We start from the raw sequence: 20,280 nt of genomic DNA on the forward strand, positions 1-20,280 counted from the left end.
TTTGCATCCGCCCAGCCCATTGAGTGCCCTGGTCCGAGACCCATGAGGTGATATATCCGGATGCGGCGCGAGCCGCCGATGGAGTTGACTGCCCCGCATGAAAGCTTCGGTGAGCGACTACGCGGGCGAGGCGGATCTGCGGGCGATGCAGGAGCTGAGCAGCCGCCTGTGGTCGCCGGCCGCCCGCTGGCACGTCGGCGATCTGGCCTGGGGCCGCTTCCAGCACACCGGCAGGGAGCCGGAGTGGCCGACGCGGCTGTGGCGGGTGGGGGAGCGGGTCGTGGCGTGGGGCTGGATCGAGCTGCCCGACCACCTCAACCTGGCGGTCGATCCAGCGTACGACGGGCACGGTCTCGTTGATGAGGTGCTGGACTGGTTCGCCGCGACGCCGACGTGCCCGGCCGCGTCGCCGCGCATCGGGCCGCCTTCCACCCCTCACGGGTGACGGAGGACAGCTACCGGGTCGTATGGGGCGCCTGGCCGTACCGGGCGGACCTGGCGTGGCTGTATCGCGGCCTCGGCTTCCACGACACCACCAGAAGCCGCCTCCTGTACTCCTGGCGACCCACTTGTCCTGCTCAGCCCGTTAACCCGTGGCGGGTCGCGTAGTGGGTGGCCTCGACGCGGTTGCGGGCGCCGATCTTGGTGAACGTGTTGTTGATGTGCGTCTTGACCGTGGCCTCGCCGATGAACAATGCCTCGGCGATCTCCGGGTTGCTCAGGCCGCTCGCGATCAGGCCCAGCACCTCGGCCTCGCGGGCGGTCAGGCCGTCGGGCAGTTGCCGGGTTCTGGGGCGCGGCGCGCAGTGCATCGCCTCCACCAGCCGGTCCGACACCTTGGCGGCGAAAGTCGACTGGCCCGCGACGGCCGAGCGCAGCGCCGCCGCTATCTCGGCGCGGCCCGCGTCCTTGGTCAGGTAGCCGCGCGCGCCCGCCCGGAGCGCGCCGGCGATCGACTCGTCGTCGGTGTAGGTGGTGAGCACGATGACCGCGATGCCGGGATGCTCGCCGACGATCCGGCCGGTCGCCTCGACGCCGTCCATCACGGGCATCCTCAGGTCCATCAGTACGACGTCCGCGGGGTGGGCGCCGTCCGTGCCGTTCGCGATGGCCGCAGCGTTGGCGGCCAGCAGGTCGAGGGCCTGGCGGCCGTCTCCGGCCGTACCCAGGACCTCGATGTCCTCGACCAGGCCGAGCAGGGCGGCCAGGCCCTCGCGCATGACCTGCTGGTCGTCCACCACGACCACTCTGATCACTTCCGCACCTCCACGATCGATCGCTCCACACCCACCGCTCTGCTCACTCCGGCACTTCCGCGGTCACTTGCCAAATCCCCTCTTCGTAGCCGGAGTCGAGTGTGCCGCCGGCCAGTGCGAGCCGTTCGCGCATGCCCGTCAATCCGAACCCGCCCTTCGCCGGGACTTCGGCGGGCAGCGGGTTGCGTACCCGCAATCGCACCACATCGGCGGTGAAGTCGAGCGTCATCGACACGGGCGCGTCCGGCGCGTGCTTGGCCGCGTTCGTCAGCGCCTCCCGCGCGGTCCCGACCAGCGAGACGGTGGCCGCCGACGACAGCCCACGGGGGATCCCGTCCGCGCGGAAGTCCACCGGGGACCGGTGGTCGCGCCGGTGCACCTCGGCCAGTGTGGCGAGCGCGTCGGCCAGCGAGGGGATGTCCTGGCGCAGCGCGGCCACCGCGGCGCGGGCCTCCGCCAGACCGTCCGCGGCCAGCCCGCGCGAGCGCCGCACCGTCGCCAGCGCGCCGGTCACGTCGTTCTTCTCCGCGAGCAGCGCCTCGGCCAGCTCCAGCTGCACGCCCAGCGCGCCCAGCGAGTGCGCGAGCACGTCGTGGATCTCGCGGGCGATCCTGGTGCGCTCGTCCAGCGCGGCGGCTCGCGCCTGCTCGGCCTGCGCGAGCCGGGTCTGCTCCAGGAGCCGTTCGGCCTGCTCCCGTCGTACGACGTGCTGTCGGTGATTGACGCCGACCAGCGTGATCGCCAGCAGTACCAGCGCCTGCCCGAACGCGCCGACGGGTGTTTCCCCGGAGATCGGCCAAGTCAGTATGGCCAGCGCCATCGTCCCCGCGCCGACGCCCACGATGGCGGCCACGGACGGGGTGGCGAGCGCGGCGAACCGGCCGAGGATGATCGCCGTGAGGAGCAGCGCCGTACTGTCCTCGGCGGCTCCGAGCGCCACGGCGGGCAGCAGCGTCGCCGCGGCCAGCAGCCCGGCCGTGAGCCGTGGCCGGGACCGGTCGAGCGCCACGAACAGCAGCCAGCACGCGGCGCTGACCCCGTACAGCGCCCAGATCCACAGCGCGCTCTCCCGCGCGGTGACCAGGGTGATGATGACGAACAGCGTGCCGAACACCTGCACCACCAGCCAGCCCGGTGCGATGGTGTCCGGCAGCGACCGCTTCTGTTCCATGCGCTTGATTCCACCAGGTACGGGCTGGTCAGCGCAGGCGGGTGATGAGCTCGATGAGAAGAAGCCGGTAGGCGATGAACCCCACCAGCACCACACCGGCCACCACCGCGATCCCGACCCACGTCTTGCCGTGCATCTTGCCTCCCTTGAGCGATTCCTGCGCTTTGTCGGCTGCGAACCTGAGCAGTTCGTTTCTGTCCATGACCGCGAAACTACGGATCGGGGCGGGTGGAGCGGCACCGCCAGATGGTGGAGATACGGGTGGAGAAGCGGGGTGGAGCGCCTAGACGGCCGCCGTCAGGGCACTTGGCAGGGTCCTTGCGCAAAGGAGGAGACGGTGACCGCAACGGACAAGGCGGGGCGGCAGGCTCGGGCCGCCGCCAGGAAGGCGACCGCGCATCCGGCGATGAACCGGCTCGCCAGGGTCGGGCTGGCCTGCCGGGGAGTGCTGTACGCGCTGATCGGGGTGGTGGCCGTGCGGATCGCGCTGGGCGAAGGAGGGGGACGGGAGGCGGACAAGGCGGGCGCGATCTCGACCGTGGCGCGGTTGCCGTTCGGGGAGGTGGTGTTGTGGGTGATGGTGGCGGGGTTCGTCGCGCTGACGCTCTGGCAGTTGTCGGAGGCGCTGTTCGGCGGGCTCGGCGTGGCGGACCGGCTGGAGACGGTCGGCCGGACCGGCGTGTACGCGCTGATCTGCGGCACCTTGCTGAGCGTGCTGCGAGCCGGGAAGGCCACCTCTGACGACGAGAAGTCGCGGGACGCGACGGAGGCGCTGCTCGGCCTGCCGGGCGGGCCGTTCATCGTGGGCGCGATCGGACTGGGCCTCGTCGCGCTCGGCGTCCGCTGGGGGCACCAGGGCGTCACCAAGAGGTTCCGGGACGAGCTGAACCTCGGCCAGATGTCCCCGCGGGCCCGCTCGGCGATGGACAAGCTCGGCCTCGCCGGGTACGTCGCCCGCGGGGTCATCGCCGGCCTGGCCGGGGTCTTCGTCGTCGAGGCGGCGATCACATACGACCCGGACAAGGCGGGCGGGCTGGACGCGACGCTCAGAGCCCTCGCCGCGACGCCCGTGGGGCCCTGGCTGCTCGTGGTGGTCGCCTTGGGGTTGCTGCTGTTCGCGGGTTATTGCTTCGGAGAGTCACGCTGGCGCCGCGTCCGCTGACGCCCGCGTCCAGCGTTCACGGGCGTCCGGCGTTCATGTGCTCGCGTTCAGCGGGAGCGGGGGTTGAGCAGGCCGGCGTCCCGTTGGATGGCGGCTGTGGCGGCGGTCAGCTTCTCCTCGTCGGGGAGCGTGGTGTTGTCCTCGTACGTGACGCCCGCCGGCACGTCGTCCACCCCGACCGGGTCGGCGTCCCAGAAGTTGCCCCGGTAGATCACGTTGTCCAGCGGCGGCGTCACCTGCAGGACGGCGGTGTTGTCGGCGCGTGCGACCACGTTCTCCTCCACGGTCACCCAGGCGGCGCCGTAGTCGGTGTAGAGAGCGAAGTTGTACGGCGTGCGCGTGTCCTTGATGACGTTGCCCCGGATCACCGCGCCGTTCTCGTGCGAGTCGCCCTGCGGCCCCGAAAGGTAGACGCCGCCGCCGTCGGCCAGTACCCCCATGGTGCCGACGGTGAGGTTACGCAGGATGCGGGTGCCCTCGGCGGGCCCGGCCACGATGCCGCAGTGGGGCACCTCCTCGACCTGGTTGTGGGCGACCGTGCAGCCCTTGGTGCCCAGCACCGCGATGCCTGGGGAGCCGGTGAACTCCAGGCCGGTGTGATGGATCCAGTTGTCCTCGACCAGGGGATTCGCGGCGCCGGTGACGGAGACGGCGCCGGCCGAGAGCGTGTCGAAGTCGCACCCGCGCACGCTGACGTCCGTGCCGCCGGTCAGCTCCAGGCCCGCGGCGCCCATGCGGGTGAAACGGCAGTGCTCGACCGCCACGCGTACACCGTCCTCGATCACCACGCACGCGGGGATCCTGGCCGACTCGCGCGGCACCGTCACCCACGCCTGCCCTTCGACGAGCTCCACCTTGTCGACGGGGCCGCCCTCGTAGTAGCCGCTGCCGTGGTAGTGCAGGAAGCCCTCCGCACGGCCGGGCCGCAGCCAGGTGGCGTCGGCGAAGACCAGGCCGCGGAAGGACACCCCGCTCGTGCCGGTGGCCCGCAGCAGCGTCTCGAGAACCGGGGCGACCACGCGCGTACGGTCCGGCGCCTCACCCGTGAGGGGAAGGTAGCGGAGGACGTGGTGGCCGGGCCGCGAGCGGTCCAGGACGAAGGTGCCGGGCTCGGTGAGGAAGGTGACGTCGTTCTCGACCCGGGTGGGCAGGCCGGGGCCGCGGTTGATGTTGCCTTCCCACGCGGAGTTGTAGAGGTCGAGGGCCCACCCGAAGCCGGGCTGAGCCATGGTGATCACGGTCGCTCCGCCACTGTCCGTCCTGGTGGTGACCGCGGCGACGCCGCAGCGGGCCTCGGTCCATGGGTAGACGCCGCGGTAGACGAACTCGACGTCGGCGGGGTTGTGCCAGGCTCGCGGAGCCGCGCTGTCGCTCTCGTAGCCGGTCTCCGTCATGGTCACGGTGCCCGGCAGGCCGTCTATGGCGGCGCGTTCGACCCGGCGGCCGTCCACGTACAGCTGGCGCGTGTCCAGGTCGCCCACGTCGGCCAGCCACACGCCGTCCTCGATCCGCCAGCCGGTGATCTCGCGACCGCCGCTGACGACGACCTCCTCCTGGCCGGCGGTTCCGTAGCCGTGGGCCTGGTAGACGATCCGGTGACCGTCACGGCCGGAGTCGGCCTCGGTGAGCTCGAACGGCGCGGTGAGCACGTGGGTGCCGGCCCGCAACTGGACGACGACATCTCCGGTCGCGGTCCCGGCGGGATCCCGTATGAGGTCTCGTACCGCGTCGCGGGCGCGGTGCAGGCCGGCGAACGGGCGCTCCGCGGTGCCGGGCCAGGAGTCGTCGCCCGAGGGATCGACGTGGAACTCGGTCATGATGTACCGCCCCTTTGTAGTTTATGGTGTACGCGAGGTACTACACCATAAACAAGGGAGGTGTCCATGGCGAGAGGCGGCGCGGGAGATCCCGACGACGGGGTGGAACTGCTGTGGCGAGAGGGTGACGTCGAGCCGCGACCAGGGCTGAGTCTGAGCCGGATCGTCCGGACGGCGATCGAGCTGGCGGACGCCGAGGGGCTCGAAGGGCTGTCGATGCGCAAGGTCGCGGACCGGCTCGGGTTCACCACGATGTCGCTCTACCGTCACGTGCCCAGCCGCGATCACCTGCTCGACCTCATGCGCGACGCCGTCATGGGCTCACCGGGCGCGGTCCCCTCCGAGAGGGGCGGCCAAGGGCGGCGCGCGGGCGCCGAGAAGGCGGATGGCCAGGTGCGGGGCGCGGGCGCCGAGGAGGCCGGCGGGTGGCGGGCGCGGCTGGAGGCGTGTGCGCGTGAAGGGTGGCGGCTGCGCGAACGGCATCCCTGGCTGGCCGAGGTGCGGGGCACTCGCCGGGTGCCGGGGCCCAACGCGGTCGCCCACTACGAGTACATGCTGAGCGCGGTCTCCGGCACCGGTCTCACGCCGGCCGAGATGATCGCCGTCGTCGGGCTCGTCGCCCGGTTCGTCGACTCCGAGGCCCTGCGGCTGGCGGAGGTGGCGCGTACCGAGCGCCTCAGCGGGGTGAGCGAGGAGGAGTGGTGGGGCTCCCGCGACACGCTCTACGCGCGGCTCGAGCGCTACCCGACCCTCACGCGTCTGTGGGAGGAGGGCGGTTACGACGAGCCGGAGGACCCGTTCGAGTTCGGCCTGCGCCGGGTGCTGGACGGCATCGAGATGCTGGTCCAAGAGCGTGATGAAACGCGTGATGAAACTTGTCAGATTTGTGGTGCGCCGGTTGAGCGGGCCGCGTCGGGACGTCCGCGCGCGTACTGCTCCCGGGCCTGCCAGCAGCGCGCCTACCGCAAGCGCAAATCCGGCTGACCCATCGGCGTCAGGCGCCGCGGCGGATCGCCACGATGGCCACGTCGTCCTCCCGCGAGCCGAACGCGGCCAGCAGCCGGTCGCAGAACTCCTCCAGGTCGTCCTCGACCGTCTCGGCCACCTGCCTGGCCTGCTCCAGGCTGTCGTCGAGCAGGATGCCGCGGTCCTCCACCAGCCCGTCGGTGAACAGCAGCATCGTGGCGCCCGCGGGCAGCTCCAGCCGGTTCACCTTGTACTCCTCGTGCGCCACACCCAGCAGCAGGTTGCCCAGCCCCAGGTAGTGGGCACCGGGTCCGGCCAGCATCGGCGGGATGTGCCCTGCGTTGGCCATCTCGACCTCGCCGCTCTCCGGGTCGATGAGCAGCAGGCAGACCGTGGCCGTCATGCCGGGGTGATAGCGGCGCAGGACCTTGTTGAGCAGGTCCATCGAGGCGCTCAGGTCGACCGAGTCGATCAGCGAGGCGCGCAGCGCGTGCCGCAGCTCGGCCATGATGGTCGCCGCGTGCAGCGAGTGGCCGGCCACGTCGCCGATCGCCACCAGCACCCGGTCGCCGACCCGCAGCACCTCGTAGAAGTCGCCGCCGACCTCGATGTTGTCCACGGCCGGCTGGTAGCGGAAGGTCACCTTCAGCCCCGGCACCTCAGGGATGCGCGTCGGCAGGAGGCTGCGCTGCAGGGTCAGCGAGATCGTGTGTTCCTCGGTGTAGACGCGCAGCGCGTCGACGGCCAGGGCCAGCCCTTGGCCGAGCTGCCGCAGCACGTTCAGCTCGTCGGCGTCCAGCGGAGGGTCGGCCTCCAGCCCCAGGTAGACGGGTGGCTGGCCCCTCTTGGTACGGCACAGCACGCCCGTCACCGGCGCGTTGAGTTGTACGTCGCTCACCAGCGTGAGCCACTCGGCGGCCTCCACGGTGAAGACCTTGGCGCCCGCCGGCTCGCCCAGCGACATCGCGCTGAGCCGGTCCAGCAGCTGGGGAGCGGCGGACCTGCTGCTGGCCGTCTCGCCGGGCCGGGCGCGGAAGCGGCGCATCCGGCCGTCGGGCGGCAGCGCCAGCGCGCCCGCGTGGCGGCCCAGCACGCCGACCGTGCCTTCCACGGCCACGGCCAGCAGCCGGTCGAAGGAGTCGGCGCCGTTCATCCGCAGCGTGACGTCGGCCAGTTTGGCCAGGCGCTCGGCCATCAGCTCCGCTCGCCGCCTGGCGCGGTAGTAGCGCAGCGTCGCCTCAACCGTCGCGGCGAACTCGGCCGGCTCGATCGGCTCCGACAGGTAGGCGTCGGCGCCGCGTTCGAGCCCTTCCGTACGGTCGGCCGAGGTGATGGCGTTGCCCGACACCTGGATGACCGGGATCGAGGTCGTCGCCGGGTTCGCCTTGATCCGCTCGCACACCTCGAAGCCACCGATGTCGGGCAGCCGTACGTCGAGCACGACCAGGTCGGGGCGGTTCGTGGCGAGCATGGCCAGCGCCTCCTCGCCGCCGGCCGCCTCGACCACGATGTGGCCCGCCCTGCGCAGCCAGCTCGACAGGATGTAGCGCTTGGTCGGCGTGTCGTCGACCACGAGCACCGTCGCGGCGCCGCCGGCGGGCTCGATCACCGCCCCGGCCACGTGCTCAGTCATGATCCGTCCCCGCCGCGCCCCGGATGGCCTGGAGCAGCTGATCGCGGCGCAGCCCCTGCTTGGACAGCACCGGGTGGCCGGACGGCGCGGCGTCGGGCCGGATCGTCACCACCACGACGCCGACCCGCTCCAGGGCCTGGTCCTCGGCCATGCGCTGCAGCAGCGCGGTGCCGTCCAGCCGCGGCATCAGCATGTCCAGCAGGAGCACATCCGGCGGGCGCGCGGTCATCATCTCCAGCGCGGCGACGCCGTCCGCCGCCTCCTCCACCTCGACGGCGAAGCCGTACAGCATCCTGCGGGCGGCGGCGCGGAACGCCTCGTCGTCGTCGGCGACCAGCACCCGTGCGATCTCGGGCGTGCCGTCGTGGTGCGGCAGCCGCATCGTCACCGTGGTGCCCCGCCCGACGTCGCTCGCCAGCTCCAGCGTGCCGCCCAGCGCCTCGGTGAGCCGGCGGGCGTACGGCAGGCCGAGCCCGGTGCCCTTGACCTTGACCTGGAGCGCGCTCGGCACCTGGAAGAACTCCTCGAACACGCTCGCCAGGTACTCCTGGGGTATGCCGATGCCCGTGTCGGTGACCGTGATGACCACCTCGTCGGTGGCCGCGTCGGCGTGCGCGCTCAGCCGTACCTCGCCCTTCTGGGTGAACTTCAGGGCATTGGACAGCAGGTTGCGCAGGACGCGGATCAGCATCCCCTCGTCGGTGTAGACGTCGGTGACCTCGGGGGCGATGTCGACGCGCAGCGTGACGTCGCCGGGCTCGCTGGTGGGCTGCATCGTCAGGCGCAGGTGCTCGGCCAGCGTGGGCAGGTGGACGACCGACGACTGGGGGTCGAGCCGCCCGGACTCGGCCTTGGCCATGTCGAGCAGCTCGCCGACCTGCTCCAGCAGCGTCTCCGCCGAGTCGCCGATGAAGCGCACCTGACGTGACTGCTCCTCGCTGAGCGGCTCGCTGCCGGGCCCGACCATCAGCCTGACCAGGCCGATGATGGAGTTGAGCGGGGTGCGCAGCTCGTGGCTGACCGTCGCCCAGAACCGGTTCCTGGCCTCGGCCGCCTCGCGGAGCTGGGAGGACTTCTCGTCCAGCTCCCCGTACAGGGCGACCACGCCGCGGTTGGTCTCCTCCAGCTCGGCCGACAGCTGGTTGTACAGGGCCAGCACCCCGGTGTTGGTCTCCTGCAGCTCGGCGTTGAGCTGCAGGACGTCCTCCAGGGTCGCGGCGAGCTCCTTGTTCTGCTGGCGCAGCTCTTCGAGAGCGCTGACCGGCGCCATCCCGGCCAGGCGCTCGCGGATCTCGTCGATCGGGAGCCGTGGGGAGTGGGGTGGCAGCCGCTTGGCTATGGTGACGCGACCGTGTTCGGCGTCAAGGGTGACCACGTCGACCAGGCGGCCGGCCAGTGCCAACCCCTCGGATCGGGCGAAATCCGCGCCCATTGCGTGATCCATGGTGATGAGCAGTTTCCCTTTCTCGAGCGAGAAGACGACGGCCGCCCCGGTGCCGAGGAGTTCCCGGCAGACCTCGCTCAGCGCGGTCGCCACCCTGACCTGGTCCTGTGCCTCCAGACCGGCCAGCTCGGCGACGGCCTTGCCCAGGCGGCGCACCACGAAGACGTCATGGTCGTGTTCGAGCGCAGTCCTGGCCAGCTCAGTCGCGGTCATCGCTGGGCCTCACGGTCACCACGCAGGCGTCGTCCCGGCGGCTGCCCGCCTCCCGCAGCAGCCCGGCGGCGATGACCGCGGGGGAGCGGGCGAACAGGCCCGGCATGGCGGAGGGGTTCCACCGCTCGGTCAGACCGTCGGAGTGCAGCACCACGGTGGCGTGCTCGGGGAGCTCGAACTCGTACTGGCGCAGCTGCCGGGCCTGGTGTCCGGCGATGCCGGGCACCGAGATCATCCCCCGGCGGCCGTCGGCGTCGACGATCCAGCCGGAGATGTTGCCCAGCCCGGCGTAGGAGACCGTGGCGGCCCTGACGCGGGCCACCGCGACCGCGCCTCCCCGGGTATGGACGAGGCCCCGATGCAGGCGTTCGAGTGTCGCCAGCGGCTCTTCGTCCGCCGCCCGCAGGAACAGCTCCACCGCCGCCCTGGACGCCTGGGCGGCCGGCTCGCCGTGGCCCAGGCCGTCGCACAGCAGGATCGTCGTCTCGGGCGTGCCGCCGTCACCTGTGGCGGCGATCGCGAAGGAGTCGCCGCAGACCGCCTCCTCACCGATGGGGCGGCGCAGGCCGCTGGCGTACGGCGCCGAGGTGGGCGCGCCGGTGGCGGCGAAGCGCATGACCAGGACGGTGCCCTTGCCGGGCAGGGAATGGACGTCGTACCAGGAGGAGATGCGGGCCATCGCCCCCATTCCGATGCCGAGGGTGCCGGAGGTGGAGTAGCCGTCGCGCAGGGCGCGGGCGATGTCGGGCATGCCCGGTCCCTTGTCGATGGCGATCAGCTCCACGATGGCCGGGTCCCCGGGCTGGGAACGGACCATGACGACGCCCTCCACCGCGTGCTTGACCAGGTTGGAGACGGCCTCGGTGACCGCGACCGCCGTCTGCCCCGTACGCTCGCCGTCGAACCCGGCGGCCTCGGCGAGCTCGACGGCCATCCGGCGTACGGCGCCCACCGCGCTGGAGTTGTCCGCTCGCACCCAGGTGTCGTCACGTGTGTAGCTCACCGGCACCATGTCATCGAGCCCATTTCGTCACTGTCGCCGTCGTGCCCTTGCCGGGAGCCGAGACCAGGTCGAACTCGTCGACCAGCCGTCGTGATCCGCTCAGGCCCAGCCCCAGCCCGGTGCCGGTGGTCCAGCCGTCGGTGAGTGCCTGCTCGATGTCGGGAATCCCCGGCCCCTCGTCGCTGAAGGTGAGTTTAAGGCCGCGGCGCGTCCCGTTCTCGACGATCTCGATGCGGGCCAGGCCGCCGCCGCCGTACACCAGGGCGTTGCGGGCCAGTTCGCTGGCCGCGGTCACCACCTTGGTCTGGTCGATGAGGGACAGTCCCACCTCGACCGCGACACTCCGGACCCGCTGGCGGACCAGCACGACGTCGGAGTTGTTGGCGATGGGCAGTTCCCAGCCGCTGGTCACGGTGTCGCGCCTCTCACATGGTCGAGCAGCGCGATTCCCTTCTCCAGGTTGAGTGCGGTGCGTACGCCGCCCAGCGACAGGCCGAGCTCGACCAGGGTGATCGCGACGGCCGGCCGCATGCCGACGACCACGGTCTGGGCGTCGAGCAGCCGCGACGTGGCGGCGATGGTGGCCAGCATCCTGCCGATGAAGGAGTCGACGATCTCCACCGCGGTGATGTCGATGATGACGCCGCGCGCTCCGTGGGTCACCACGGCGTCGGCCAGGTCCTCCTGCAGGGCGAGCACGCTCTGGTCGTCCAGGTCGATCTGGATGGAGATGATCAGGATGTCGCCGAGCTTGAGAATGGGCACCCGGTCCATCAGACGTTCTCCGTCCGCACCGCGAGGCGGGTCGGCTTCGGTGCGATCACCTCGATGCCGCTGCGCCTGAGCGCGTGGGCCAGCGCGTCGGCCAGCGAGGCCTTGGTCACGATGTCGCCGAACTCGATGCCGAGCGTGACGATGGTGTGCGCGATCTGCGGGCGGATGCCGGAGATGACGCACTCGGCGCCCATCAGCCGGGCGGCGACGACGGCCTTCAGCAGGTGCTGGGCGACCTGGGTGTCGACGGCCGGGACGCCGGTGATGTCGATCACCGCGTGCTCGGCGCCCGTGTCGACCAGCGTCTGCAGCAGCTTCTCCATCACGACCTGGGTCCTGGCGGAGTCGAGCGTGCCGACCAGGGGCACCGCGACGATGCCCTCCCACAGCTTGACGACCGGTGTCGACAGCTCCAGCAGTTGCTCGGCCTGGTCGAGGATGATCCGCTCGCGGGCCGTCGTGTACGTCTCGAAGGTGAACAGGCCGAGGTCGTCGACGAGCCTGGAGAACCAGATGAAGCCGCGCAGCGCCTCGGCGCCGCCGTCGCTCTCGACGGCCTCGTACATCGCCTCCTTCAGGCCGAAGACGGCCCTGGCGGTGTCCGCCGGGGTGAAGCCCTGGCGGGCCCGGGAACGTGACAACTCGGCGAGCAGGCCGCGCATGTCGGCGAGGTCGCCGCCCTGTTCGAGGGAGGCGAGCAGCGCCCGGTAGATGTCGTTCAGCTCCTCGCTCGACGCCTTGGAGATCAGCGTCCACCGGTGCAGGATCTGCGTCTCGTTCTCGCGGAGCAGCTCTTCGATACGTCGCCTGGCGACATCGGCATCGACGGTCAAGGTCACCCCTGGGAGGAAATTTCACCGGCATTGCCGGGGATGCTAACGACACTGTTCCGCTTCGGCGGGCGGTTAGCGAGATAGCCCGCTTCATGCGTTGAACGACCTTATCTGACGATATAAAGGGATAAGTCCTGCTTTGCCAGATAGTGATCCCCGGCGGATCAGGCGAATCCGGCGCCCTCCGCCGGGCGGGCACCCAGCCTGGTCAGCAGCCGTACCATGCGCGGGGCGTCGAGCGGATCCACCGGCAGCACGTGGCCGGTCCACCAGCGGGCGATCTCGGGTGTGGGCCCCTGCTGGATCATCGGCAGATAGTCGTCCAGCGGCGGATCGTAGACGAAACCGGGCACCACGCCGAGCCGCTCCAGCCCGGCGACGATCTCGTCGCGGTTCTCGACCAGCAGCGGCACCCGCAGGAGCGGACGTACGGGGGATTCGCGGACGCCCGCCGCCACCCACGGGGTCCTGCGCAGCACCTCGACCCCGGCCAGGCGGAGCTCCCGCTCGCGGTCGATCGCCCGCAGGCGCGCGCGCTGGTAGCGGCAGAGCGCGGGCCCCGGGCGCATCCGCCAGCCGTCGTGGTCGATCCCCAGCCACGGGTCCATGGCCGACAGGTTGCCCCTGACGGCCATGAGGGCGTCCTCATGGGGCGCGGGGCGGTGCCCGCTCCACTTGACGATCCCGAGTTGGCGCGACAGGTGCCACATCAGCCGGACCGCGCCGGTGCGGTGGAGGGTCTCGCGGAGCATCGGCTGCACCACGGCCGCCAGCTGGTCGCGCGGCTCGCCGGGCAGCAGCAACGCGTCTCTCGCCTCGGCCAGCGCCGCCAGCGCGCCGGGGTTGGGCGTGGTCAGGAAGCCGCCGGACGCTCGGCCGTGCTTGGCCAGGCTGTACACACCGGCCTGGCCGAACGTGCCGGCCAGGCGCCCGCCGACCATCGTCTGGAAGGCGTGGGCGGCGTCGTCGATGAGGACGAGGCCGCGCCGCTCGCACTGCGTGATCAGATCCCTTATCCGGTCCGGCTGGCCGTACAGGTGGGTAGTGATGACGCCGGCCAGGCCGCTCCAGTTGACGCGCGGCGCGTCGATGTTGCCGTCGCGCCACGACACCGGCGCCATCACCGGCTCCAGGTCGGCGGCCAGCACCATGAACAGCACGGCCTCTGAGGTGGTCGGCGCGATCAGCACCCGGTCGCCGGGGTCGAACCAGTGGCGTAACGCCAGCAGCAGGCCGAAGCGGGCCGACGGCACATGCAGGCAGTCCTGGCCGACCCGGTGCCGCATGAGGTCTTCCAGCGGGCTCATCGGCGACCTCGCCGGACGCGGTGTTTCAGCATCCGTTCGGCCAGACCGTGCAGGAAGGACCGGTCCAAATGCTCCCCTCCCTGGTCTTGATCACTTTGCAGATTTATAGCAGCAGAGCCTCGATAGGGCTTAACGGGCGTAACGAAGTGATATCCGCTATTCGACGACAGTGGCCGCGCTGCGGCGCGGCCCCGCGTACCGCGCCAAGAAGCTGACCAGGACGCTCAGCCGGTTGCGTCCGCCCAGCAGGTAGGTCAGGTGCAGCCCGATCCAGGCCAGCCAGGCGAGCGGGCCGTGCATGGTCATGCCGTTGGACAGCTGCAGCACGGCCGAGCCCCGGCCGACCGTGGCCATGATGCCGGGATCGCTGTAGGAGAAGGGCGCCGCGGGACGGCCATGGGCCAGCGCCAGGATCTGCTTGCCCACGTGCTCGCCCATCTGGATGGCGGGCTGGGCCAGCTGCGGCAGCGGATTGGGCGGCCCGGCCAGGTCGCCGGCGACGAAGATCTCCGGGTACGCCGCGACGTTGAGCGCCTGGGTGACCTCGATCCGGCCGCCCTTGCCCTGCGGCAGGCCCAGGTTCGACACCTCGGCGGGCGCGGCGACGCCCAGCGCCCACACGGTGACGTCGCTCGGCAGCCGGGTGCCGTCGCTCAGCACGACCGCGTCGGGCTCGACCGAGGCCACCGTGCTGCCGAGCCGCAGGCGCACGCCGCGCCTGCGCAGCGCGTTCGCGGCCGCGTCGCGCAGCCGCGGCTTGTACGGCGAGAGCACGTAATCGAAGCGCTCGACCAGGGTGACACTCGTCTGATCGGGTTTGATCTCCGGATAGGTCACCGGGAGCGTCCGCTGGCGCAGCTCGGCCATCGTGCCCGCGATCTCCACCCCGGTCGCGCCCGCGCCGACCACCACGGCGTGCGCGCTCTCGCGCTTGCCGCCCGCGACCTGCTCCAGGAGGGTCTGCAGCCGTTTGCGCAGCACGATCGAGTCCTGGACCGAATAGATCGGGTAGCCGTTGTCCCGCGCGCCCTCGATGCCGTACCAGTTGGTGGTCACGCCGGTGGTGAGCACGAGGTAGTCGTAGTCGAGCGAGGTGCCGTCGTCGAACTCCACCCGCCGCTCGGCCGGGTGCAGCTTCGTCAGCGCGCCCCGCCGGGCCCGCGCCCGCCGATACTTGGCGGCGAACGCCCGCGTCGGGTAGGTGATGTCCCCGGCGGCGAGCCCGGCCGTCGCCACCTGGTAGAGCAGCGGCTGGAAGGTGGAGTAGGGGTGGCGGTCGACGAGCGTGACGCGCACGCCACCGCGGGCCAGCACCCTGGTGGCGTTCAGCCCGGCGAAGCCCGCGCCCACGACGACGACATGCGGCCTGGTGGACCGTGCTGGTTCCTGGACCATGGCGAGGTGCCCCCTCCGGCGGATGCTCATAGGGTGCATATGGCACAGGAGGCAACTCTTAAACCACTCGCCGGAGCTCTCTCAGTTGGCGCCCATCTCGATGGTCTCGGCGACCTCGGCGTGCCGCTCGGCCTCCTCCTCGGCGAAGCGGGCCTCGTCGAGCTTGTCGGCGATGTCCTCGTCCTGCCGCATCAGCGCGTCGAGCGACTGGCCGGCCATCTCCAGCACGCCCATGTCGGCGTACGCCTGCTGCAACCGCGGGCTCCACAGCCCGATGTCCTTCACGCACGGCACGATCCGGCTGAACAGCAGCGATCGGAACAGCCGCAGATACTCCGAGTGCTCCGTGGCCACCTCGGCCTCTTCGACCTCCGCCTTCGACAGGCCCAGGTTCTCCCAGGTCTCCCGGCCCCTGAGCCGGTCGCGCATCAGGTAGCAGCCCTCGATGACGAAGTCCTCGCGCTCGCGCCGCTCGGCCTCGGTTAAGTTCCCGTAGAAGTCGCGCAGCGCCATCCGGCCGAACGCCACGTGCCTGGCCTCGTCCTGCATGACGTACGCGAGGATCTGCTTGGGCAGCGGCTTGGTGGTGATGTCGCGCATGACGCCGAACGCCGCCAGCGCCAGGCCCTCGATCAGCACCTGCATCCCCAGGTAGGGCATGTCCCACCGCGAGTCGCTGAGCGTCGAGTCGAGCAGCGACTTGAGGTGCTCGTTGATGGGGTAGGCCAGGCCCACCTTCTCCTGCAGGAATCGGGCGTACGTCTCGGCGTGCCGGGCCTCGTCCATGGTCTGGGTGGCGGCGTAGAACTTGGAGTCGAGATCCGGGACCGACTCCACGATCTTGGCCGAGCAGATCATCGCGCCCTGCTCACCGTGCAGGAACTGCGAGAACTGCCAGGCCGCGCCGTGCAGGCGGACGTCCTGGCGCTGCTTCTCGTCCATCCGGTGCCAGAGCGGCGTGTCGTAGATGGCGATCGTCTGGTCCGGGATGCCGAGCACGTTGTACGGGTCGACCTCGAGATCCCAGTCGATGCGCTTGGTGGAGTCCCACTGCTTGTCCTTGCCCTTTTGGTACAGGGCCAGCATCCGATCCCTGCCGTCGTCGTACTCCCACGTAAACCTGCTGGCACCGGACATCTCCACGTCCCACGTGGAGAGCTCGGCCGGGATGGTGTAGAGATCGTGCGTCGACATGGGGTCCTCCGCAGGGGGGCTACGTACACCGTACGTCCACTGTCGAGGCTTGCACGTACGGCGTACGTACGTCAATAGAATGAGCTATGCCCACCGAGCCTCTCTCGCGGACCCGCATCGTCGCCGCGGCGATCGACCTCATCGAGCGCGAGGGGGCCGACGCGGTGTCCATGCGACGCATCGCCGCGGACCTCGGCGTCGGTGTGATGTCGCTCTACAACCACGTGCCGAACAAGGACGCCCTGCTCAACGGCGTCGCCGAGGCGGTGCTCAGCCAGATCGAGTTCACCGACGACCCCGACGCCCACTGGACCGACCGGGTGCGGATGCAGGCCCGCGCCTTCCGCCAGATCGCGCACGGCCACCCGCGCTGCACGATGCTCGTCGTCAGCCGCCAGCTCCACTCCAACGCCGGGCTGCTGCCGGTCGAGCGGGCCCTCGCCACGCTGCGCAGCGCGGGGTTCGACGGGCCGGACGCGGTGCGGGTGCTGCGGATGTTCATCGCCTACATCGTGGGCTCCCTGCTGCGCGAGGTCGGGGTCACGCCCACGTTCGCCCCGCCGCGCGGGCAGATGGTCAACCCGGACGACGTCGATCCCACCCTGTTCCCCGAGGTGAACGGGCTGGCTCCGCTGCTGTCCAGCTGCGACCACGACGCCGACTTCGACTTCGGCGTCGAGCTGCTGATCCAGGCGATCGCGGTGCTGCCGAAGCGCAAGAGGGAGGGCACCCGGTGATCCCGGATGCCCTCCTGCTCTAGTACCAGTTGTGCGCTCTGAAGTGGCCCCAGGCGCCGCACGGTTTGCCGTATCTGCCCTTGATGTAACCCAGGCCCCAGCGGATCTGCGTCTCAGGGTTGGACTTCCAGTCCTCGCCCGCTCCCCGCATCTTTCCTCCGGGGAGCGCCTGCGGGATGCCATAGGCGCCTGAGGAGCTGTTGTACGCGTGGTGGTTCCAGTTGCTCTCTCTGGTCCAGAGGTTGTCCAGGCACTGGAACTCCTGGTAGGACCAGGCTCGCTGGACGACCTGGTTCAGCGCGATGCCCTTGTTCCGGCTCTTCGGCGCTTTGGCCTTGATCTTGATCTTCGGCCGCGCGGAGGTGGTCCAGGAACGGGTCTTGATCACGGGGGCGTGCCATGAGCCCTCGATGATCCGGGGCTCGGGTATCCGCGGTGCGGTCGCTCGCGGTTGTGCTGCTCTTGGTTGGGCTGTTCGTGGCTGTGCGGTTCGCGGTCCGGCCTCGGCCCAGACGAGGGTTGAACTGCCGGTGACGGCCGTGAGCGTGGTCAGAGTGATGAACGTGTAGCGCAGGGCGCGGTTGCTGTCCATGTCGATCCTTGCTGCCAGGTCGCGTGCGGACAGGCGCTCTTGCTTCCCCGGCGCCCTTGCCGGTCCGCGTCCGTGGCTCGGACGAGGAGGGTCCGCGCGGCCCCCCGGGCTTCCGTTGACGCCCCATGGTGCTGGGCGGCCCGGAGGGCTCCACGACGTTTCTCTAGCCCGGTTTCTATTACGCACAGTCACTGTCAATCACTCTCGGTGATTGGCTTTGGGAAGACGATGGCGTGATCGCTAGAGATATTTAGCCTGCTCGCAGGGCCGCCATGGCGCGGCCCGCTCGCGCGTTGACCTGGCCTTTCGTGAAAACAGGGACAGGCAGGGGGCGGCGGATCAGTACCAGTGGCGGGACTGGAAGTGCGCCCACGCGCGGCACGGGGAGCCGTACCTCTGCTTGATGTAGCCGAGGCCCCACGCGATCTGCGTGCGCGGGTTGGTGCGCCAGTCGCGGCCCTTGGTGGCCATCTTGTGGCCGGGCAGCGCCTGCGGGATGCCGTAGGCGCCCGAGCCGTTGCCGGCCCGGTGGTTCCAGCCGCTTTCTCGCGACCAGAGGCGCACCAGGCAGCGGTACTGGGCCTTGGTCCAGCCGCGCTTGGCGACCATGTGCTTGGCGATGGTCTTGTTCTTGCTGATGGCGCGTTGCGTGCTTGTTTCGGAGCTTGCCTGGGAGCTCTGCGCCTGTGCGGCCGTCGCGCCGCCTGCCACCACGAACGTGGCGGACAGGATCAAGGCGCTCGTACGGCGGAGCATGGGCATGCGGGTTCCCTTTCGATGGGTTCGGGGGACCGCGCCACCCTGCCCTATCCGCCCGATTTACCGCGAATTGACCATGAAAAGGTAGATCGTTGGCAAAGATCACTCTTTAGGGCTGTTCAGGGGAAATGTCGGGAAAATGTGGAGTGCATCACAAACCGGGAGACGGGGCGTTCTGTAGGGTCGGCTCATGAGTCTTCGTGACATTCCTGTCCGCACCCTCGCGGACGCCCCCACCACGCTCGCCGAGCTCGTCGGCGACAAGGCCGTGCTCATCGTGAACGTGGCCTCCAAGTGCGGCCTGACCCCGCAGTACACCGGCCTCGTCGAGCTGCAGCGGCAGTACGGCGAGCGCGGGTTCAGCGTGATCGGCATGCCGTGCAACCAGTTCATGGGCCAGGAGCCCGGCTCGGCCGAGGAGATCCAGGAGTTCTGCGCCACCACGTACGGCGTGGACTTCCCGCTGCTGGAGAAGGCCGAGGTGAACGGGCCCGGCCGGCACCCGCTCTACGAGGCGCTCGTGGAGACGCCCGACGCGGAGGGGACGGGCGGCGACATCCAGTGGAACTTCGAGAAGTTCCTCGTCGACCGCGAGGGGGCTGTGGTCGCTCGCTTCCGTCCGAGGACCACCCCGGACGACCCGGCGGTCATCGCGGCGATCGAGAAGGTGGTCTGAGGGTTCCCCGGATGGCCCGTCACGCGACCGCCTCGCTCCCTGTGACGGTCCGTGGTGGCTGGTGTCCCTTGGGAGAGATGCCCCCTTCGGGGGAGGGGAAGGACGGATGCCCGGCGAACGTGCGTGGACGCCGTGCCAGGGGGTGGCGGCAGTCGGTCGGCGGGGGTGGCCAGTGGCGTGGCCCCGGCCGCTGCGGACGTTTGGGGGTCAGTGGCGAGGGCCGCAGCTGCCTCGGACGATGAGTTCCGTTGGGAGCAGTACGCTCCGGGGTCGGCGGCTTCCCGCTCGCAGCACCAGCTCCGCCGCTCGGTAGCCGATGTCGCGGCCCGGTTGGGCGATCACGGTCAGTGGTGGGGAGCACAGTTCGGCCCACGGGACGTCGTCGTACATCACCAGCGACACGTCCCGTGGCACCCGCAGGTCCAGCTCCCTGGCCGCCAGGACGGCCGCTTCGCCCAGGACGTTGCCGCCGGTCACCACGGCCGTCAGGTCGGGGCGGCTCTGGAACAGCCCGGACGCGGCCGCGTAGGCCGAGTCGCGGCTGCCCGTGGCGAACACGACCAGGTCCTCGTCCACGGGCGCGCCGACCGCCTCGCGGAAGGCCGTCACCCGCCTGCCGTGCCCCGGGCCGCCGAGGAAGGCGATGCGCCGGTGGCCGAGCCCTCTCAGGTAGCGCACCGCCGTACGGATGCCGGCCCGGTCGTCCGCCAGTACGGCGGGAACGTCCAGCGGCCGGGCCCGCGAGGCGGGCGGCAGGCCGTCCAGCAGCATGAGGTCGGTGACACCACGCGACGCGGAGTCCCTGTCGGACGGCACATCAGACGCCGCGTCGGACGGCAACCGGTCGGCGAAGACCACCGTCATGCCCGCCTTGATCGCCGGGGCCCACGTCTCGGCGCCGCCCGACGGGACCGCGATCACCCGGTCCACGCTCTGCTCCAGCAGCATGCCGACCAGTTCGGCCTCCTGCTCGGGATCGTCGCCCGTCGAGCCGAGCACGACCGGCTCGCCCGCCGAGCGCGCGCAGGCCAGCACGCCCTCGGCCAGCTGGCCGTAGAAGGTGTCCGTGAGGTCGGGTACGAACAGCCCCATGCCGCCCGTGCGCCGCTGGCGGAGGTTGCGGCCGAGCGCGCTCGGCCGGTAGTCGAGGTGGGCCGCGATGGCCAGCACCCGTTCCCTTGTCTCAGGGCTGGCCGAGCCGCCGGACAGGACCCGGGACACGGTCGCGACGCCGACGCCCGCCGCCTCGGCCACATCCTTGATGGTGGCCCGCCTCGATTCCATGGAAACGATTCCATCATGGTTTCCGGCGCGCAGGAAGACCAGGACACTGACATGCGCTGATCTC

21 protein-coding genes are annotated in these 20,280 nt (G+C 70.6%); 5 read left to right on the forward strand and 16 right to left on the reverse strand.

Annotated elements, in window-relative coordinates; genetic code table 11:
* The first annotated feature begins 97 nt into the window (after positions 1-97).
* The gene (locus tag AB0B64_RS07875) at positions 98-445 is read left to right on the forward strand and encodes a hypothetical protein (protein WP_357941323.1); all 348 of its coding nucleotides are present in this window, start codon (positions 98-100) and stop codon (positions 443-445) included.
* Positions 446-578: 133 nt separating this feature from the next.
* Here the strand turns inward: AB0B64_RS07875 and AB0B64_RS07880 are convergent, their stop codons facing one another.
* From AB0B64_RS07880 to AB0B64_RS07890, 3 genes are read right to left on the reverse strand one after another with little or no spacing between them, the layout of a single operon-like run.
* On the reverse strand, positions 579-1,256 hold the full coding sequence (locus AB0B64_RS07880; RefSeq protein WP_358175534.1) for a response regulator transcription factor: 678 nt from the start codon (positions 1,254-1,256) through the stop codon (positions 579-581).
* 43 nt (positions 1,257-1,299) lie between these two features.
* On the reverse strand, positions 1,300-2,427 hold the full coding sequence (locus AB0B64_RS07885) for a histidine kinase (RefSeq protein ID WP_358175537.1): 1,128 nt from the start codon (positions 2,425-2,427) through the stop codon (positions 1,300-1,302).
* A gap of 28 nt (positions 2,428-2,455) precedes the next feature.
* Positions 2,456-2,629: a hypothetical protein gene (locus AB0B64_RS07890; protein ID WP_357941329.1), complete on the reverse strand. Its 174-nt coding sequence runs from the start codon at positions 2,627-2,629 to the stop codon at positions 2,456-2,458.
* A 135-nt stretch (positions 2,630-2,764) separates the two neighbouring features.
* Here AB0B64_RS07890 and AB0B64_RS07895 point away from each other — a divergent pair, with 135 nt between their 5' ends.
* Positions 2,765-3,589, forward strand: coding sequence for a DUF1206 domain-containing protein (locus tag AB0B64_RS07895; protein WP_358175540.1), 825 nt, complete (start codon positions 2,765-2,767; stop codon positions 3,587-3,589).
* Between the two features lie 47 nt (positions 3,590-3,636).
* On the opposite strand, the gene AB0B64_RS07900 is transcribed toward AB0B64_RS07895, so the two are convergent.
* On the reverse strand, positions 3,637-5,406 hold the full coding sequence (locus AB0B64_RS07900; protein WP_358175543.1) for a right-handed parallel beta-helix repeat-containing protein: 1,770 nt from the start codon (positions 5,404-5,406) through the stop codon (positions 3,637-3,639).
* 66 nt (positions 5,407-5,472) lie between these two features.
* Between AB0B64_RS07900 and AB0B64_RS07905 the strand changes: the two genes are divergently transcribed.
* Positions 5,473-6,390: a TetR/AcrR family transcriptional regulator gene (locus AB0B64_RS07905; RefSeq protein ID WP_358175546.1), complete on the forward strand. Its 918-nt coding sequence runs from the start codon at positions 5,473-5,475 to the stop codon at positions 6,388-6,390.
* Positions 6,391-6,400: 10 nt separating this feature from the next.
* On the opposite strand, the gene AB0B64_RS07910 is transcribed toward AB0B64_RS07905, so the two are convergent.
* The 9 genes from AB0B64_RS07910 to AB0B64_RS07950 form a co-directional block, all read right to left on the reverse strand.
* Positions 6,401-8,005, reverse strand: coding sequence for a fused response regulator/phosphatase (locus AB0B64_RS07910; protein WP_357941337.1), 1,605 nt, complete (start codon positions 8,003-8,005; stop codon positions 6,401-6,403).
* Positions 7,998-9,662 (reverse strand): ATP-binding protein, encoded by a 1,665-nt coding sequence (locus AB0B64_RS07915; RefSeq protein WP_358175549.1) that lies wholly within the window; start codon positions 9,660-9,662, stop codon positions 7,998-8,000. Before AB0B64_RS07915 ends, AB0B64_RS07910 begins: the two co-directional genes overlap by 8 nt.
* Positions 9,649-10,665: an ATP-binding SpoIIE family protein phosphatase gene (locus tag AB0B64_RS07920; RefSeq protein WP_358175552.1), complete on the reverse strand. Its 1,017-nt coding sequence runs from the start codon at positions 10,663-10,665 to the stop codon at positions 9,649-9,651. Before AB0B64_RS07920 ends, AB0B64_RS07915 begins: the two co-directional genes overlap by 14 nt.
* A gap of 10 nt (positions 10,666-10,675) precedes the next feature.
* Positions 10,676-11,077: an anti-sigma regulatory factor gene (locus tag AB0B64_RS07925; protein ID WP_358175554.1), complete on the reverse strand. Its 402-nt coding sequence runs from the start codon at positions 11,075-11,077 to the stop codon at positions 10,676-10,678.
* A complete protein-coding gene (locus AB0B64_RS07930) occupies positions 11,074-11,439 on the reverse strand; it encodes an STAS domain-containing protein (protein WP_357941345.1) in 366 nt (121 codons plus the stop codon). The genes AB0B64_RS07925 and AB0B64_RS07930 overlap by 4 nt, the downstream gene beginning before the upstream one ends.
* Positions 11,439-12,272, reverse strand: a complete 834-nt coding sequence (locus AB0B64_RS07935) for an STAS domain-containing protein (protein WP_357941500.1) — start codon at positions 12,270-12,272, stop codon at positions 11,439-11,441. Before AB0B64_RS07935 ends, AB0B64_RS07930 begins: the two co-directional genes overlap by 1 nt.
* 164 nt (positions 12,273-12,436) lie before the next feature.
* On the reverse strand, positions 12,437-13,579 hold the full coding sequence (locus AB0B64_RS07940) for a DegT/DnrJ/EryC1/StrS family aminotransferase (RefSeq protein ID WP_357941347.1): 1,143 nt from the start codon (positions 13,577-13,579) through the stop codon (positions 12,437-12,439).
* 156 nt (positions 13,580-13,735) lie between these two features.
* A complete protein-coding gene (locus tag AB0B64_RS07945; protein WP_358175557.1) occupies positions 13,736-15,004 on the reverse strand; it encodes an NAD(P)/FAD-dependent oxidoreductase in 1,269 nt (422 codons plus the stop codon).
* A gap of 51 nt (positions 15,005-15,055) precedes the next feature.
* Complete coding sequence (locus AB0B64_RS07950) at positions 15,056-16,168, reverse strand: ferritin-like domain-containing protein (protein ID WP_357941351.1); 1,113 nt, start codon at positions 16,166-16,168, stop codon at positions 15,056-15,058.
* A gap of 86 nt (positions 16,169-16,254) precedes the next feature.
* Between AB0B64_RS07950 and AB0B64_RS07955 the strand changes: the two genes are divergently transcribed.
* Positions 16,255-16,905, forward strand: a complete 651-nt coding sequence (locus AB0B64_RS07955) for a TetR/AcrR family transcriptional regulator C-terminal domain-containing protein (RefSeq protein ID WP_357941353.1) — start codon at positions 16,255-16,257, stop codon at positions 16,903-16,905.
* A gap of 19 nt (positions 16,906-16,924) precedes the next feature.
* Here the strand turns inward: AB0B64_RS07955 and AB0B64_RS07960 are convergent, their stop codons facing one another.
* Complete coding sequence (locus tag AB0B64_RS07960) at positions 16,925-17,497, reverse strand: lytic transglycosylase domain-containing protein (RefSeq protein WP_357941355.1); 573 nt, start codon at positions 17,495-17,497, stop codon at positions 16,925-16,927.
* 339 nt (positions 17,498-17,836) lie between these two features.
* Positions 17,837-18,259, reverse strand: a complete 423-nt coding sequence (locus tag AB0B64_RS07965; RefSeq protein ID WP_357941357.1) for a transglycosylase SLT domain-containing protein — start codon at positions 18,257-18,259, stop codon at positions 17,837-17,839.
* 187 nt (positions 18,260-18,446) lie between these two features.
* Between AB0B64_RS07965 and AB0B64_RS07970 the strand changes: the two genes are divergently transcribed.
* Positions 18,447-18,932: a glutathione peroxidase gene (locus tag AB0B64_RS07970; protein ID WP_357941359.1), complete on the forward strand. Its 486-nt coding sequence runs from the start codon at positions 18,447-18,449 to the stop codon at positions 18,930-18,932.
* 207 nt (positions 18,933-19,139) lie between these two features.
* Here AB0B64_RS07970 and AB0B64_RS07975 read toward each other — a convergent pair whose 3' ends face one another.
* Positions 19,140-20,216, reverse strand: a complete 1,077-nt coding sequence (locus AB0B64_RS07975) for a LacI family DNA-binding transcriptional regulator (protein ID WP_358175560.1) — start codon at positions 20,214-20,216, stop codon at positions 19,140-19,142.
* Between the last annotated feature and the right edge of the window lie 64 nt (positions 20,217-20,280).

The sequence above is a fragment of the Nonomuraea sp. NPDC049129 genome, from assembly GCF_040648495.1.
In the GTDB taxonomy this organism is placed as follows: Bacteria; Actinomycetota; Actinomycetes; order Streptosporangiales; family Streptosporangiaceae; genus Nonomuraea.